General features: G+C 77.0%; 17 protein-coding genes. 9 read left to right on the plus strand and 8 right to left on the minus strand.

Annotated elements, in window-relative coordinates:
• The first annotated feature begins 59 nt into the window (after positions 1 to 59).
• Positions 60 to 602, plus strand: a complete 543-nt coding sequence (locus tag BLS21_RS25125) for a hypothetical protein (RefSeq protein WP_175479528.1) — start codon at positions 60 to 62, stop codon at positions 600 to 602.
• 129 nt (positions 603 to 731) lie between these two features.
• On the plus strand, positions 732 to 1541 hold the full coding sequence (locus tag BLS21_RS10655) for an alpha/beta fold hydrolase (protein WP_091217501.1): 810 nt from the start codon (positions 732 to 734) through the stop codon (positions 1539 to 1541).
• Between the two features lie 227 nt (positions 1542 to 1768).
• Here the strand turns inward: BLS21_RS10655 and BLS21_RS10660 are convergent, their stop codons facing one another.
• The 3 genes from BLS21_RS10660 to BLS21_RS26200 form a co-directional block, all read right to left on the minus strand.
• Complete coding sequence (locus BLS21_RS10660) at positions 1769 to 2188, minus strand: hypothetical protein (RefSeq protein WP_139177078.1); 420 nt, start codon at positions 2186 to 2188, stop codon at positions 1769 to 1771.
• A 353-nt stretch (positions 2189 to 2541) separates the two neighbouring features.
• A complete protein-coding gene (locus BLS21_RS10665) occupies positions 2542 to 3234 on the minus strand; it encodes an N-acetylmuramoyl-L-alanine amidase (RefSeq protein WP_245700282.1) in 693 nt (230 codons plus the stop codon).
• Complete coding sequence (locus BLS21_RS26200; RefSeq protein WP_281241930.1) at positions 3209 to 3340, minus strand: hypothetical protein; 132 nt, start codon at positions 3338 to 3340, stop codon at positions 3209 to 3211. The genes BLS21_RS10665 and BLS21_RS26200 overlap by 26 nt, the downstream gene beginning before the upstream one ends.
• A 415-nt stretch (positions 3341 to 3755) precedes the next feature.
• Between BLS21_RS26200 and BLS21_RS25550 the strand changes: the two genes are divergently transcribed.
• Positions 3756 to 4277 carry a DinB family protein gene (locus BLS21_RS25550; protein WP_217636080.1) on the plus strand — a complete coding sequence of 174 codons (522 nt, stop codon included), beginning with the start codon at positions 3756 to 3758 and terminating at the stop codon, positions 4275 to 4277.
• Positions 4278 to 4290: 13 nt separating this feature from the next.
• On the opposite strand, the gene BLS21_RS10675 is transcribed toward BLS21_RS25550, so the two are convergent.
• The 4 genes from BLS21_RS10675 to BLS21_RS10690 all read right to left on the minus strand — a co-directional run bounded on the left by BLS21_RS10675 (position 4291) and on the right by BLS21_RS10690 (position 8997).
• Complete coding sequence (locus BLS21_RS10675) at positions 4291 to 5079, minus strand: competence protein CoiA family protein (protein WP_091217511.1); 789 nt, start codon at positions 5077 to 5079, stop codon at positions 4291 to 4293.
• Between the two features lie 38 nt (positions 5080 to 5117).
• Positions 5118 to 5924 carry an SDR family oxidoreductase gene (locus BLS21_RS10680; protein ID WP_091217514.1) on the minus strand — a complete coding sequence of 269 codons (807 nt, stop codon included), beginning with the start codon at positions 5922 to 5924 and terminating at the stop codon, positions 5118 to 5120.
• A 68-nt stretch (positions 5925 to 5992) separates the two neighbouring features.
• A complete protein-coding gene (locus BLS21_RS10685) occupies positions 5993 to 7789 on the minus strand; it encodes a glycosyltransferase family 2 protein (RefSeq protein WP_091217678.1) in 1797 nt (598 codons plus the stop codon).
• On the minus strand, positions 7786 to 8997 hold the full coding sequence (locus BLS21_RS10690; RefSeq protein ID WP_245700267.1) for a glycosyltransferase: 1212 nt from the start codon (positions 8995 to 8997) through the stop codon (positions 7786 to 7788). Before BLS21_RS10690 ends, BLS21_RS10685 begins: the two co-directional genes overlap by 4 nt.
• 93 nt (positions 8998 to 9090) lie before the next feature.
• On the opposite strand from BLS21_RS10690, the gene BLS21_RS10695 reads away from it, so the two are divergent.
• Positions 9091 to 10170: a glycosyltransferase family 9 protein gene (locus tag BLS21_RS10695; protein ID WP_245700269.1), complete on the plus strand. Its 1080-nt coding sequence runs from the start codon at positions 9091 to 9093 to the stop codon at positions 10168 to 10170.
• A complete protein-coding gene (locus BLS21_RS10700; protein ID WP_091217520.1) occupies positions 10167 to 11246 on the plus strand; it encodes a glycosyltransferase in 1080 nt (359 codons plus the stop codon). The genes BLS21_RS10695 and BLS21_RS10700 overlap by 4 nt, the downstream gene beginning before the upstream one ends.
• Here the strand turns inward: BLS21_RS10700 and BLS21_RS10705 are convergent.
• Entirely contained in the window at positions 11167 to 12186 is a 1020-nt protein-coding gene (locus BLS21_RS10705) for a Brp/Blh family beta-carotene 15,15'-dioxygenase (RefSeq protein ID WP_175479529.1), read from the minus strand. The two genes, BLS21_RS10700 and BLS21_RS10705, sit on opposite strands and share 80 nt — an antisense overlap.
• Positions 12187 to 12328: 142 nt before the next feature.
• Here BLS21_RS10705 and BLS21_RS25130 point away from each other — a divergent pair, with 142 nt between their 5' ends.
• The 4 genes from BLS21_RS25130 to BLS21_RS10725 form a co-directional block, all read left to right on the plus strand.
• Positions 12329 to 12505: a hypothetical protein gene (locus BLS21_RS25130; protein ID WP_175479530.1), complete on the plus strand. Its 177-nt coding sequence runs from the start codon at positions 12329 to 12331 to the stop codon at positions 12503 to 12505.
• Positions 12506 to 12551: 46 nt separating this feature from the next.
• Entirely contained in the window at positions 12552 to 13976 is a 1425-nt protein-coding gene (locus BLS21_RS10715; protein WP_091217528.1) for an NADP-dependent succinic semialdehyde dehydrogenase, read from the plus strand.
• On the plus strand, positions 13973 to 14905 hold the full coding sequence (locus tag BLS21_RS10720; protein ID WP_091217531.1) for a quinone oxidoreductase family protein: 933 nt from the start codon (positions 13973 to 13975) through the stop codon (positions 14903 to 14905). The genes BLS21_RS10715 and BLS21_RS10720 overlap by 4 nt, the downstream gene beginning before the upstream one ends.
• Positions 14906 to 15015: 110 nt before the next feature.
• The coding region (locus tag BLS21_RS10725) for a leucine zipper domain-containing protein (RefSeq protein ID WP_139177028.1) at positions 15016 to 15255 on the plus strand (240 nt) is incomplete at its 3' end.

Here is a 15255-nt window from a genome sequence, read left to right on the forward strand (position 1 = left end):
GACATCGCCGCGCACGCCGGGTGGGCCGGGCTCCCGCGGCGCTCGGGGAGTGGGTCGTCATGAAGTGGGCGGCTGTCGTCGTGCTCGGCTTCGGGCTGGAGATCGCACTGGTGATCGCGATGGCGCGGAGCAACACCGCGCGGTGGGAGCGTGATCACCGGGCCGCCCGGGCGGCGATCAGAGCGCGCGAGGAGGCGGGGCTGCGTGTGCGGGCGGCGGCCGTCGTGGCGCAGCACGTGCCGCCCGGCGTCCGGCGGCTGCCGCACCCGCACCTGACGCAGCTCCCGCACGTGCACCTGCCGCCGCGGGTCGTCGACCGGCTGACGACGCGCGGCACGCTGCACCGCCCGCGCCTGCACCTGCCGCACCTGCGCCTGACCCGGCGCCGTCCCGACGCGCCGGTGCCTGCGCAGGAGGCGCCGGTGCCCGCGCAGGAGGCGCCGGCGTCTGCGCAGGAGGTGCCGGTGCCCGCGCAGGAGGTGCCGGTGCCCGCGGCGGAGGTGCCGGTGCCCGCGGCGGAGGTGCCGGTGCCCGCGCAGGAGGTGCCGGTGCCCGCGGCGGACGAGGTCGGCCCGCCGTCCGAGGAGCAGCCCGCGTCGTAGGCCGTCCGGCCGCGGTGTGCATGCAGCGCTGTCCGCGCGCGGTCCGCGCTGTGTGCCCACGGCGATGACTCCGCGGTGCGCCGCGGGTCCAACCCCTGAACGGTCCCGCACGGCGCAGGGGGGTCCGCGATGACCTCGGGGAGGCAGCCGCACACCGTCCGGTCGGCGGACGGGACGGTCATCGCGTTCGAGCGCACCGGGAGCGGGCCGCCGCTCGTGCTCGTGGACGCCGCCGGTCACTTCCGCGGGCTCAGCTCCTTCTCCGCCGGGCTGATCGACCTCCTCGCGAGGGACTTCACCGTCGTCCACCACGACCGCCGCGGCCGCGGGGACAGCGGCGACACCCCGCCGTACGCCGTCGAGCGGGAGGTCGAGGACCTCGCCGCGCTCATCGAGGACGTCGGCGGCGCGGCGTGCCTGTACGGCTTCTCCAGCGGCGGGCTGGTCGCCCTGCAGGCAGCCGCGCGCGGGCTGCCGATCCCGGCGATGGTGCTGCTCGAACCGCCGATCGGCTCCGTCGAGGACCGGCCGGCGCAGGCCGCCTTCACCGTGGAGCTCGAGGCGCTGGTGTCGGCCGGCCGGCGTGACGCCGCCCTGGAGCACTTCCTGAGCAGCATCGGCGTCCCGGCCGAGATGGTCGCGGAGATGCGCGGCAGCCCGGCGTGGACGGCGATGGAGTCGGTGGCGCACACGCTGGTGTACGACAGCCGGGTCAGCGAGGCCACGACGACGGAACTCCGGGCTGCGGTGACCGTCCCGACCCTGGTCCTGGACAGCCAGGGCAGCAGCGACGACCTCACCGGGATGGCGGCGTCCGTCGCCGCACAGCTGCGCTCCGGCAGCCACCGCAGCCTGCCCGGCAGCTGGCACGGCGTCGCCGACGAGGACCTCGCGGCCGTCCTCGTCGAGTTCCTGCACGGCCGCTCCGGCGGGTGCTGACCCGCACGGACGTCGTCGGACGGCTACCGTCCCCGGACACGCAGCAGGGCATGTGCTGCCGAGGGCCGTTGGTACCGCGCAGCCGTCTCCACCGGTTCCGTCAGCTGCGCCCTCGTCTCGGCTGGGCGCGTCGGTGAGGGTGCGGCGTCCCGACTGGCCGCGACGAGGCGTACCCACACGCGTCGCCCCCGGGACCACGTCCGGCCGGGGACGAGGCCCGGGGTCGGTCAGTAGTGCGCCGGCATGTACTGCTCGACGTCCGGCCAGACGGTCTCGCAGGGGATGCCGTCGACGTCGGCGTCCATGAGGCTCGGGCCGTTCCAGAGGAACCAGTAGTCGAGCGCCTGCTTCGGCCCGAGCCCGAGCGAGGCCAGGTCCGCACAGCGGAGGCCGTCCGGCAGCGCGGAGATCTCGCCGAGCGCCATGACCGCCGTGGTGCGCAGCCAGCCGTAGAGCGGATCGGGGTACTGGTTCGCCACGTCGACCATCAACTGGTAACCGCACTGGTCGACGACGTCGATGACCAGGCCCTGCAGGCCGCTGAGGCTGGCGTCCGAGCTCGAGTTCGGGACCTGACCGCTCGGGAAGAGGGCGCCGGCCTGCTCGTCGAAGACGGCCATCGCGGTGGGCAGCGGCGCACACACCACGGTGTCCGTGGTGCCGGGGCCGCGGGAGGAGGCCGGAGCGCCGGGAGCAGGGCAACCATCCTCGATGAGGCAGGCGGGGTCGGCGCCGTCGGCAGCGCCGTCCCGAGGGGGCGGGGTCGCCGGTGTGGAGGCAGCCGACGTGCCCTCAGCGGGGGAGGCCAGTCCGCGCACCGTGGTCCCGCATCCAGCCGTGACGGCGACGGTCACGCCGAGGGCCACGATCGTCGCGACCCTGCGCCGCATGAGGTCCCCCCGGATCGTCGGCGTCGAACGGCAGGACGCTAGTCCGCGGCTCGTCGCCGTGCGGACGCCGACGACGAGCCTCACCCGATGGGACGACACCGGATGCCCCCTCATCGGGGCGACGTCGCGAGGAAGACGCGGACACCGTCCGCGATGCCCTCGGCTGCACGCTGCCGCCACGAGGCGTCGACCACCGCAGCGGCGTCCGTGGCGTTGCGCATGTTGGCGCACTCGATGAACACCGCAGGCACGCGCGCCAGGTTGAGCCCCGCCAGGTCGTCGCGGCGGGTGAGCCCCGGTTCCAGCAGTCCACCGGGATAGGTCGCCGGCGCCTGCCCGGTCGCCGCACCGAATGCTGCCCGCAGGTCCAGCGCCGCCCGCGCCGAGATCTCGACGATCGACGCGTTCCCTCCGTCAGGCGCCACAGCCGGTGTGATGACGTGGAAACCCCGCGCGTCCGCGGCAGCGCCGTCCGCGTGGATGGAGACCGCGAGATCGGCACCAGCGTCGTTGGCGACGGCCGCGCGCGCGTCCACGCACGGTCCGACACCGCTGTCGTCGGGACGGGTCAGCACCACCGTCACGCCCTCGTGACGCAACAGCTCCGCGGCACGCAGGGCGACGTCGAAGGCGAAGGCGTGCTCCGGGTAGCCCCCGTCAGTGGCGGTCCCGGTCGTGTTGCACGGCTTGGTGAAGCCTCCTGCCGGCACAGCGCGACCCAGTTCCTCGGGGTGGAACGCGTTCGCGCCGTTGTGGCCCGGGTCCAGTACGACGACGTCAGGCGACGGCGGTGGCGCCGGGATGGCCGGTGCCGGCGACCTGCTCGCGGACGAGGCCGGGGGTGCCGGGCTGTCGTCGACTGCCGCTGTCGTGACCGGTGCGGTGGCTGTGCTCACCGGTCCCGTGCACCCGCTCGTCGCGAGCAGCGCGACGACGAGGAGCCCCACTCCTGGTGACGTCGGTCTGCCGAGCACGTGTCGCTCCCTCGCCATCCGTGCACGGGATGCTCCCGTTGCACCGTCTCCGGGTGTCGTGTCCGCGGGTCCCACCGGACATCGATCCATCGGCAGCCGGGAGTCCCTCCGACAGCCGAGTCGTGGAGCCCGGTCCAGTAGCCGGGCCGAGCGGCACGACGCGATCGCGCTCGTGCAGCGTCCGGTGGCCCGGACACCGTGGGGACGGTCGGGCTGTCGGTGCGCGGACGAGCGCTCGGCTGCACTGTGCTCCGCGGTGTCGTCCGGCGGCGTCGAGGCGGGCCGCCGAGCAGCCGGCCCGCTCGGCGGTGCGGCACACTGCCGCGACAGCGCCGGACGAGGAGGTGGGCGTGACGCCCGAGGACGACCGCACCGAGCCCCCGCTGACCGGGGACGAGGTCCCGCTGGTGACCGGGTTCCTGCAGTACCAGCGGGAGACCCTGGCCTGGAAGTGCGCGGGCCTGACGCCGCAGCAGCTGGCGATCCGCGCCGTCCCCACCTCGGAGCTCACCCTGCTGGGCGTGGTCCGCCACCTCGCGGCGGTGGAGACCGGCTGGCTGGTCGGCTTCGGCGGGCTGCCGTACGACATCTGGCCGGACGTGGTCCGGGACCGCGACGAGCAGTTCCGGGTCGACCCGGACACCGTCACCCAGGCCGACGTCGACGCCGCCTGGGCGACCTGGCACGCCGTCACCGAGGCCGTCGGCAAGGTCGTCGACCAGCTCCCGCTCGACACCGCGGACCGGCCGTGGGGCCGGCACGACGAGTACTCGCTGCGCTGGGTACTGCTGCACCTGGTCGAGGAGTACGCCCGGCACAACGGCCACGCGGACCTGCTGCGCGAGGCGATCGACGGCGCCACCGGCGAGTAGCCGGGCCGGTCCGCTACGCGGGGAACGGGAGGACGGGCGGCGCCTCGACCCGCGGGTGCTCCCGCGCCCCCTGCGCCGCCCGCTCCGCGCACCGGGCGGCGCGGCGCGCCGCCTCCTGCCGGTCGGCCGCGCGGCAGGCGTGCAGCGCCCGGGCCTCCGCCGCGCCCGGCGCCTCGAACCCGTCAGCGGTGAGGCGGCAGGCGCCGAGTCGCACCCAGCGCGTCCCGCCGTCGACGTCCCGGACGCCGACGAGCAGCCCGGTGTTGTGCCGGCGCACCGCGTAGGCGACGCCCCGGACGGCCAGCTCGGTGTCGCCGGCCGACTCGGCCGCGGGCCCGTAGAGCCAGGTCACGTGCCGCACCTGCCTGCGGTACCGGTCGTCGCGTTCCCGCCAGGCGGTGTCGGGCAGGGGCGAGAGCTGCACGGCCAGGGCGCAGCTCACCTCGGCCACGACGACGTGGAGCCCGCTCGTCCCGGGGACCTCCTCGAGCACCGGCCGGAACCCCTGCGCGGCCAGCCACGCCCCCAGCGCCCGCCGGTGGCGGAGGAGCTCATACGCCGGCCCGGCGTCCGCCGCCGTGAAGGCGCAGCGCACGTCGCCGGAGTGCCGGAAGTGCGGCCGAGCGCCGTCCCGGGCCTCCAGGACGAGCCGGCCACCGCACCCGCCGGCCTCGCGGGAGCACCAGAAGCCGCCGCTGCGGTCCAGGCCGAGCACGCGGGCCGCCGTCCCGTCCTCGGGCAGCGTGACGGCAGCGGTGCCCGCCGGCCCGTCCGTCACCGCCCACCGCAGCTCGATCGACACGCCGCGACGGTAGGCCGGGGGACCGACAGGTCCGGGCATCACGACCGACCGGCGGAGCCGCTCCCGCCCGGGCCGTGGTGCTCCGCGAGCCACTCGTCGAACGACTGGTGGCCGCGCCGGCCCCCGGTGGGCAGCTGCGCCCCGTCACGCATCGCCCGCCCGGCCCGACCCGGCCAGACGACCGGCACCACGACGCCGCGGTCGCCCCGCGCGCGCAGGAGCACGCGGACCAGGTCCACGAACTCCTCCTCCCGCGGTCCCCCGATGTCGGGTGCCCGACCGCACGGCCCGCCCTCGACGGCGTCGGCCAGCGCCCGGGCGACCTCGACGGCGGCCACGGGTGCGGTGCGCAGCCGGGGCACGAGGACGAACGGGCCGACGCGGCCGCGGCGGGCCACCGTGGCGACGAACTCGTGGAACGGCGTGGCCCGCAGCACGGTGGACGGGACCGGGCCGGCCGTGACGGCCTCCTCCTGGTGGAGCTTGGCGGCGTAGTAGGGGTAGGGGATCCGGTCGATCCCGACGATCGACAGCAGCACGTGGTGGCGCACGCCGGCCGCGGCCCCGGCGTCGAGCAGCCGGCGGGTGCCGCGCACCAGCACGGCCTCGGCACGGCTCCGTCGGACGGTCTCGACGTTGAGGCAGTCGACCACGGCCTCGACACCGGCCACCGCCTCGTCGACACCCGTGCCGGCGGCCACGTCCCCGCGATGACCGACGGCGCCGGTGGTGCCGGCCGTGCCGCCACTCCTGCTGAGGACCCGGACCTCGTGACCGCGGCGGACCAGCTCCGCGGCCAGGGGCCGGCCGACGGTGCCGGTCCCGCCGACGACGAGGGTGCGCACGGCGTCCTCCTCGGTGCGTGCTGGCCGGAAGGGTGCCGCGCGGGTGCCCGCAGCACCAGGGCCGAGCGTCACCGCGCGCCGAGCACCGCGCCGAACAGCTCCAGCACCCGGTCGGCGTGCGCGTCGAAGGTGTGCTGCTCGCGCACCGCCAGCGCCGCCGTCGCGCCCCGCCGGGAGGCCAGCTCCCCGGCCAGGACGGTGGCCACGTCGTCGGCGGACCGGTAGAGCAGGCCGGTCCCGTCGCGGCGCAGCACCCGCTCCACCGACACCAGCGACCCGGGGTTGGCCTGCTGCAGCAGTGGCAGCCCAGCGGCGAGGTAGACCGGCAGCCGGGCGGGGGAGTTGAGGTCGTCCCACGTGGCCCGCCGCAGGTCGCCGTCGTTGGTGCTGCCGAAGCGGTGCAGCCACCCGGCGTCGTACCGCGACAGCTCGCGCACCCACCCGTCGGGCCCGACCGGCGGGTGCAGGTGCACGAACCCCGGCGCGGCGGTGAGCGCGACGTCGAGCCAGCCGGTCCACGAGCCCTTCGGCCCGGGCGCCCGCACCTGCCCGTAGAGGTGGGTGTGCACGCCGCGCGCGGCCAGCCCGAGCACCCAGTCGAGGTCCAGCCCCGACGGCCGGCCGGTGACGACGGTGTGCGGCTGCCCGTCGGCGTCGGACAGCTTCGGCGTGAGCGGCGCGTCCAGCCAGTCCCGCTTGGGCAGGTCGCCGTCGAGCACCCCGAGCCGGCTCGGGTCGACCCGCCCGGACAGCGCCAGGGCGAACCAGTCGCGCTCCTCCTCGGTGGCGAACAGCGACGCCGGGGCGCGCGTCACCAGGTCGGCCAGCAGCGGCCACTCCCCGCGGACGGTGCTGCGCTGCGGCGCCTCCTTGAAGGTCCACACGAACGGCAGCTCGGGGAACGCCGACTGCACCGCGTGCGCGAACGGCACCGCCCGCCAGTTCAGCTGCGCCCACACCACGTCGGGTGCGAGCTGCCGCACGGCGTCGCGCCACCGGTCGCGGGGGAGGTCGGGCACGTGCCCGAACGGCAACGGGCCCACGGTGGCGTCGCCGAGGCCGTCGGTCGTCCAGAGCCCGGTCAGCCGCGTGCCGCGCTCGGCCAGGGCCAGCACCCGCTCCGGGTTGAGCGCGAGCTCGCCGACCAGCAGCACGGACGGCCCGTCGGCCGGGTACGACCGCGACCGGAACCGCGCGTAGCGGGCGACCTCGTCGACGTCCCCGCCGTCGGTGGAGGCGAAGCGCAGCGGCTCGCGCACCCGGTAGCGGCTGCGGAAGACGTTCAGCCCGCCGTCCCGCGACTCCCGCAGCGCCGCCGAGCGCTGGCCGGGGTGGCGGGTCCACGAGCAGGTGACCCGGCCGGTGTCCGCCGTCCGCCCCCGCAGCCGGTCCCACATCAGCCGGCCGAGGTCGTCGCTCTCCAGCTCCGCCCGCTCGGTCCACCGGTCGGCGGTGAGCCGGTGCGCCACCTGCACCAGCTGGGCGTACGCGGTGTCCGACGGCTCGGCGAGGCCCGACCGCGCCAGGACGACGCCGGGCTCGGCCAGGCAGTAGAGCAGCGCGGTGAGGTGGTCGGGGGACCAGACGTCGTCGGCCGGGAGGTAGGCGACCAGCGGGGTCCCCAGCGCGTCGAGCCCGGCGTTCAGGGTCGCGCCGAGCCCGCGGTTGTCCGCCCACCGGACCAGCCGCACCCGCGGGTCGCCCAGCCCGCGCACCACGTCGGCGACCGCCGAGGGGTCCGGTGAGCCGTCGTCGAGCACCAGCGCCGTCCAGTCGCCGGCCCGCTGCGCGCGCAGGCCCTCCAGCGCGCGGGGCAGGAAGGCGGCCTGGTCGTACACCGGCACGAGCACGCCGACCGCCGTCACGCGGCGGCCCCCACCGCGCACCCTCCCCGCACCCGCGCGTAGACGGCGGCCACCCGCCTGGCCAGCCGGGGCCAGGCGTACTCGGCGGCCCGGGCGCGCGCCCCCGCCGACAGCCGGGCGCGCAGGTCGGCGTCGGCGGCCAGCCGGTCCAGCGCCGCGGCCAGCGCGGCGACGTCCCCGGGCGGCACGAGCAGGCCGGTCTGCCCGTCGCGCACCACCTCGGGGATCCCGCCGACGTCGCTGGCCACCACCGGCAGCCCCGAGGCCATGGCCTCGGTGAGCACCGAGCCCATCTCCTCGTAGGCCGACGGCAGCACCAGCACGTCGAGCGAGGCCAGCACGGCCGGGACGGCGGTGTGCTCGACGAACCCGGTGAGGTGCACCCGCGGCAGGCCGGCCGCCAGCCCGTGCACCCGCTCGCGGTCGGGGCCGTCGCCGACGACGACGAGGGACGCCGGCTCGCGCATCCGCCCGAACGCCTCGACCAGCAGGTCGGCCCGCTTCTGCGGCGCCAGCCGGCCGACGTAGCCGATCCGCGGGCCCGGGTGGGCGGGGAAGGCGATCGGCGGGCGGACGTCGGGGGAGCCGCCGGCGAACAGGCCCGGGTCGAAGCCCGACGGGATGGTGTGCACCCGGGCGGCCGGCACGCCGTCGGCGGCCAGCGCGGCGGCGGTCCGGTCGGTGAGGACGACGACCGCCTCGGCCCGGCGCAGCGCCGAGCGCTCGACCCACCCGCCCAGCGCCCGCAGCAGCCGGGTGCGCGGGCCCCGGCCGGTCAGCGTGTGCCCGACGCTGCAGTGCACGGTGACCACCAGCGGGCAGCGGTGCCGCCGCGCGGCGAGCCGGGCCAGCGGCAGGGTGGCGAGGTCCTCGCCCTGGTGCGCGTGCACGACGTCCACCGGCCGCGCCGGCCGCCGCAGGACGACGCGCAGCGCGTCCAGCGCCCACAGCTGGCGCAGCCGCGGCAGCAGGAGCCCGGTGCGGTGCACGACGGCGGAGCGGCCGAGCCGGGTGACGCCCCGCCGGCCGGCCAGCCGCGAGGTGACCACCGTCTGCGCGTGCCCCTGGGCGTCCAGGCAGCGGGTCAGCGTGGCGGTGTGGTTCTGCATGCCGCCGATCGGGTCGTACCGCGCGGACCGCCCGTCGACCCGCACCGGCTCGAACACGCTGCACAACCGCAGCACGTGCGGGCTGGAGGAGTGCACCACCGGACCTCCCGCACGCATGGGACCTGCCCGTTCTGGACAGGACCCGCAGTACAGCAGACCCGGCGGACGCCCGCCGGGGGAGAGGACGGGCTGGTGGGCGGACCCCTCGTCGACCCGGCGGTGCGCCGGATCGCGCTCGTGCGGCTGCGCGTGGGCCTGGGCGACCTGCTCTGCTCGCTGCCCGCGTTGCGCCGGCTGCGCGCCGCCCGGCCCGACCTGCGGGTCAGCCTGGTCACCTGGCCGGAGACCGCCGCGGTCGTGGCGCGGATGGCGGACGCCGTCGACGAGCTGCTGCCCTTCCCCGGGGCGGACGACGTCCCCGACCGCCCGCCCGGCCGCGAGCCCGACCCGGCGTCCTGGGCGGCCTTCACCGCGGCGGCGGCCGGGCGGCGCTTCGACCTGGCGCTGCAGGTCTACGGCGACCGGCCCGCCGCCAACCGGGTCACCGCGGCCCTGGGCGCCCGGCTCGTCGGCGGCTTCGCCCCGACCGGCTGGGAGCCGCCGCCCGGCACGGTGCACCTGCACCTGCGCTACCCGGTGCACCTGCACGAGGCCGAGCGGCACACCCGGCTCTTCGAGCACCTCGGCCTGCCGCCGGCCGGCCCGCCCGAGATGGCCTTCCCGCTGACACCTGCCGACGAGGCCGAGCACGCGGCGACGCTGGACCGCACGGGCCTGGTGCCCGGCGGCTACGCCGTCCTGCACCCGGGCGCCTCCTCGCCCACCCGCAGGTGGCCGGCCGAGCGGTACGCCGCCGTGGGCGACGCGCTGGCCGCCGACGGGCTGGCCGTCGTCGTCACCGGTGGGCCGGGGGAGCGGGCGGTGGGCGCGGCGGTGGTCGCCGCGATGCGTGCTCCGGCGGTCGACCTCACCGGCGCCACCGGCCTCGGCGGGCTGGCCGCGCTGCTGCGCGACGCCGCGGTGCTGGTCGGCAACGACACCGGTTCGGCGCACCTGGCCGCCGCGGTGGGCGCCCGCAGCGTCACCGTCTTCCTGCCCGGCGACCCGGTCCGCTGGGCGCACCCCGGTCCGCGGCACCGCGCGCTGGTCGCCGACGTGCCCTGCGCCCCCTGCCCGCACCTGGTCTGCCCCATCGACTTCCGCTGCGCCGACTCGGTGCGGCCCCGGGACGTGCTCGCCGCGGCCCGCGAGCTCGTCGGTGTGATCGCGTGAGCCGGGTCTCGCTGGTCTGCGACTCCGAGAACTGGGGCGGCGCCGAGGTCTACCTGACCCACCTGCTGCGCCGCGCCGGCGATCGGGGCTGGGGTGCGTCGCTGGTCTGCGCCGAGCCGCTGGCCGGCCGCTTCGCGCCGCTGCTGCCGCCCGACCGGCTCGCCGCCGTCCCGCTGGCCCGGCACACCTGCACCGCGCTGGCGGTGCGGGCCGCGCTGGCCGCGCAGCGCCCGGACGCCGTGCTGGTCAACCTCGTCGACCCCGGGTCCAACGCCGCGGCGGTGGCGGCGGCGCTCGCGGTCGCGCCCACCGTCGGCGTCCTGCACCTGCCCGGCGACGTCGGGACGGGGGCGGAGCGGGCGCACCTGGCCGGCCTCTACCGCGCGATGGCCGCCGTCCTCACGCCGGCCGCCGGCGCCCGCCACCAGCTGGTCACCGGGCTGGGCGTGCCCGCGCACCGGGTGCACGTCGTCCCGAACGGCGTCGACGTGCCCGCGGACCCGGCCGGGCCGGCCGGGCGGGCGGTGCCGCGGATCGGCGCGCTGGGCCGGCTGACCGCGCAGAAGGGCTTCGACGTGCTGCTCGACGCCGTCCGGGTGCTGACCGGCGACGGCGTGCCGGTCGAGGTGGTGGTCGGCGGCGAGGGCCGGGACGGCGACCGGCTGCGCGCCGCGGCGGCCGGCCTGCCGGTCACCTTCTGCGGCTTCGTCGACGACGTCCGCGGCTTCCTGGCCGGCCTCGACGTCTTCTGCCTGTCCTCCCGCCGCGAGGCGCTGCCCCTGGTGCTGCTGGAGGCCATGGCCGAGGGGCTGCCGTGCGTGGCCACCGACGTGGGGGACGTCGCGGTCGCGGTCGGCGCCGACGCCGTCGTCGTCCCGCCGGAGGACGCCGGGGCGCTCGCCGCGGCGCTGGCCGGCCTGCTCGCCGACCCGGCCGCGCGCGCGGACCTGGGCCGGCGCGCGCGGGCCCGGGCGGTGGCCGCCTTCGACGCCGACCTCATGGCCCGCCGGACGTTCGCCGCCCTCCCGACTCCAGGCGGTCCAGCCAGCCGACCACCAGCACGTGCGGGAGGGTGAGCGCGGCCAGCACCGGCACGTCGGTGGCCACGAACGCCCGCCACCCGTCGGCGGTGGACCACAGCAGCGCGAGGACGACGAGGACCGCCGCCGTGGGCAGCGCCGCCTGCACGGCGAAGCGCCGCAGCGGACGGCCCAGCCGGCCGGCGACCAGGTCGGCGCGGTTGCCCGGGTCCTCGGCCCCGACGCGGGCCACGTGCCGGACGGCGTGCCAGCAGCCGAACCAGACCCCGAACGCCGCCAGCGGCGGGACGACCAGCACCAGGGCGGTCAGGACGCCCAGCTCGGCGGCGTCCAGCCACCGCCGGGCGGCCACCAGCGTCCCGGCGAGCACCGCGGTGGCGGGGAGGACGACGCCGAGGACGACGGCCGCCAGCTGCGGCGGCAGGCGACCGCCCGACCCGGGCACGACCGCGGCGACGACGGCGGCGGTCTCCTCGGCGCCGCGGACCAGCGGCACGAGCAGCACCAGCGCCCCGACGACGACGGCCGCGGGAACCCGGTGCCGCACCGGGCGGCCGGCGCGCAGGTCGGCGAAGGCGGTCTCCCCGCTGCCGAAGTGCCACACGGAGACGGCGACGAACGCCAGCAGGGCCGCACCCGGGGCGGCGCGGAACGCCAGCCAGCCGGCCGCGGCGAGGACGGCGTAGCCGGCGGCGAACCCGGCGAGCACCCGGAGCCGCCAGCCCAGCCGGAACCCGGGGACCAGGTGGTCCACCGCCCCGTGCGGCAGGCCGAGCAGCAGCCCGGCCACCAGCACGGCCGGCGCCGCGTCCCCCCAGCCACCCGGGACGGTCAGCTCGACCAGGCACGCCGCTGCCGCCACCCCGATCGAGACCGCGGTGGCGGCGCGGACCGGGCGGGCGAGGGCCTCCCCGGGCGGCAGCCCGTCGAGGGCGGAGGCGACCCGGCCCGCGAGGGCCGGCGAGGGGGGCGGCATCGTGCTCCTCGGAGGAGGGGTCCCGGGTCTCGACCGCGCCGTCGGTACCCCTGCGTGGAGCGACCCACCCATCGCCACCCGACGGTCGAGGGTGTCGGCCCCGGCGGGTGTGCGCGCCCCCGCCGTGGGGAACCGGACCCCCATGAGCAAGAAGACCAACCAGCAGGAGCAGCAGGCCGCCGCCCGCCAGGCGAAGAAGGAGGGGCTCTCGCCCAGCGAGGCCGGCGTGACCACCGGCGCGAGCAAGCAGACGCGGCACGTCAGCACGGGCGACGACCGGCACGAGCACTCGAGCGCGCAGGGCAAGAGCAAGACCTGACCCCCCGGGCCCCAGCCGAGACCGAGCGCCCCGAGAGAGGACACCCATGGCCATCGCCACGATCAACCCCGCCACCGGCGAGACGCTGCAGACCTTCGAGCCGCTGTCCGACGACGCCGTCGAGGAGCGGATCGCCCGGGCGGCCGCGGCCTTCGGGTCCTACCGGCTGACCAGCCCGCGGCAGCGGGCCGGCTGGCTGCGGGCCGCCGCCGACGTGCTCGACGCCGACGCCAAGAGCGTCGCGGAGCTGATGACCACCGAGATGGGCAAGACCCTGGCGTCGGCGCAGGCCGAGGTCGGCAAGTGCGCCAAGGGGCTGCGCTACTACGCCGAGCACGGCGAGCAGATGCTGCAGCCGCAGCCCGCCGACGCGGCCGCGGTCGGCGCGACCGAGGCCTACGTCGTCCACCAGCCGCTGGGCGTGGTCCTGGCGGTCATGCCGTGGAACTTCCCGATGTGGCAGGCGATCCGCTTCGCCGCCCCGGCCTTGATGGCGGGCAACGTCGGCCTGCTCAAGCACGCCTCCAACGTGCCGCAGACCGCGCTGTACCTGGAGGAGCTGTTCCGCAAGGCCGGCTTCCCCGACGACGTCTTCCAGACCCTGCTCATCGGCTCGGGTGCGGTGGAGCGGGTGCTGCGGGACGACCGGGTGGTGGCCGCGACGCTGACCGGGTCGAACGCCGCCGGGCAGGCGGTGGCCACGGTCGCCGGGGACGCGCTCAAGAAGACGGTGCTGGAGCTGGGCGGCTCCGACCCGTTCATCGTCATGCCCTCGGCGGACCTGGACCGGGCCGCGGAGGTCGCGGTCACCGCGCGCTGCCAGAACAACGGGCAGAGCTGCATCGCCGCCAAGCGGTTCTTCGTGCACGCCGACGTCGCCGAGGAGTTCACCCGGCTGTTCGCCGAGAAGCTGGCCGCCCTGACCGTCGGCGACCCCATGGACGAGGGCACCCAGGTCGGCCCGCTGGCCACCGAGTCCGGCGTCGAGGAGGTCGAGGGGTACGTGCGGGACGCCGTCGAGAAGGGCGCCACCGTGGTGGTCGGCGGCAAGCGGGTGGACCGGCCCGGCTGGTTCTACGAGCCGACCCTGGTCACCGACGTGACCCCGGAGATGGGCATCTGGTCGGAGGAGGTCTTCGGCCCGGTCGCCGCGCTGCACACCGTCGCCGACCTGGACGAGGCGATCCGGCTGGCCAACGAGCACGTCTACGGCCTGGGCTCGAACCTGTGGAGCGAGGACCAGGGCGAGCGGCTGCGGTTCATCCGCGACATCCAGTCCGGCATGGCGTTCGTCAACGGGATGACCACCAGCTATCCGGAGCTGCCCTTCGGCGGGGTCAAGCAGAGCGGCTACGGCCGGGAGCTGACCGAGCTCGGCATGTACGAGTTCTGCAACGCCAAGACGGTGTGGATCGGCCCGCCCAGCAGCCAGCAGGGCGAGGGCAACACGGCCGCTGCCGCGTCGGAGTGACCCGCGTCGTCCTGGCGACCGCCTACGGCGGTCCCGAGGTGCTCACCGTCGTCGACCAGCCGGTCGGCGACCCGGGCCCCGGGCAGGCGCGGGTCGAGGTCCGCGCCGCCGGGGTCAACCCGGCGGACTGGAAGAGCTACACCGGCGCGTTCGGCACCGACCCGGCCGCGCTGCCGAAGCGCCTCGGCTTCGAGGTGTCCGGGGTGGTCACCGCGGTCGGTCCGGGCGTCGCCCTCGCCGTGGGCGACGAGGTCATCGGGTTCCGGGTCTCCGGCGGGTACGCCGCCGAGCTCGTCGTCCCCGCGTCGGCGCTGGTGCCCAAGCCGGCGTCCCTCGGGTGGGAGCAGGCCGCCGGGCTGATGCTGACCGGGGCCACCGCGGTGCACGCCCTGACCGCGACCGGCGTCGGGGAGGGCGACACCGTGCTCGTGCACGGCGCCGCCGGCGGGGTGGGCCTGATGGCCGTCCAGCTGGCGGCGCTGCGCGGCGCCCGGGTGATCGGCACCGTCGGTGGCGGCGGCGCCGAGCTGGTGCGCCGGTTCGGCGCCGGGACCGTCCGCTACGGCGACGGGCTGGCCGACCGGGTCCGCGGCCTCGCTCCGGACGGCGTGGACGCCGCCGTGGACCTCGTCGGCACCGACGAGGCCGTCGACGTCTCCCTCGAGCTGGTCGCCGACCGGCAGCGGATCGCCACCATCGCCGCCTTCGGGCGCGCCGGGAGCGAGGGCGTCCGGGCACTCGGCGCCGGGCCGGGTGCCGACCCCGGCACCGAGCTGCGGGACGCCGCCCGGCCGGACCTGGCGGAGGCCGCCGGCGCCGGCCGGCTGGAGGTCGTCGTCGCCGCGACCTTCCCGCTGGAGGAGGTCGCCGCGGCCCACCGGCAGGGCATGGCCGGTCACACCCACGGGAAGCTGGTGCTGCTGCCCTAGGTGTCGTAGCCAGGGACGTTGTTGACGGTCGGCGTGGCGCCTTGGTGACGAAGGAGACCTCCGGAAGGAGTGGCGGTGCTTGACGTCGCCGTTGCCAACCGGAGGTCTCCGTGGCCCACGCTAACGCCCGTACCACCGTGTTCGCCCGCACGCTGATCGTCGACCGTGTCCTGGCCGGTCACCGGCCCGGTGAAGTGGCCAAGCAGCTGGGCGTCAGTCGGCAGACGGTTCACAAGTGGGTGCGCCGCTGGCGCGCCGAGGGCGAGGCCGGGCTGGCCGACCGCTCCTCGCGGCCGCACCGCATGCCCCGGCAGACCTCGCCGGAGACGGTCGCGGCGATCGTGGCCGCG

This window comes from Geodermatophilus siccatus (assembly GCF_900103785.1).
Taxonomy (GTDB): Bacteria; Actinomycetota; Actinomycetes; order Mycobacteriales; family Geodermatophilaceae; genus Geodermatophilus; species Geodermatophilus siccatus.

Excerpts from the sequence above, each read along its gene's own strand:
- BLS21_RS10655 (WP_091217501.1), top strand. The coding sequence starts at position 732 with ATGACCTCGGGGAGGCAGCCGCACACCGTCCGGTCGGCGGACGGGACG.
- BLS21_RS10715 (WP_091217528.1), top strand. The coding sequence starts at position 12,552 with ATGGCCATCGCCACGATCAACCCCGCCACCGGCGAGACGCTGCAGACC.
- BLS21_RS25130 (WP_175479530.1), top strand. The coding sequence starts at position 12,329 with ATGAGCAAGAAGACCAACCAGCAGGAGCAGCAGGCCGCCGCCCGCCAG.
- BLS21_RS10705 (WP_175479529.1), bottom strand. The coding sequence starts at position 12,186 with ATGCCGCCCCCCTCGCCGGCCCTCGCGGGCCGGGTCGCCTCCGCCCTC.
- BLS21_RS25125 (WP_175479528.1), top strand. The coding sequence starts at position 60 with ATGAAGTGGGCGGCTGTCGTCGTGCTCGGCTTCGGGCTGGAGATCGCA.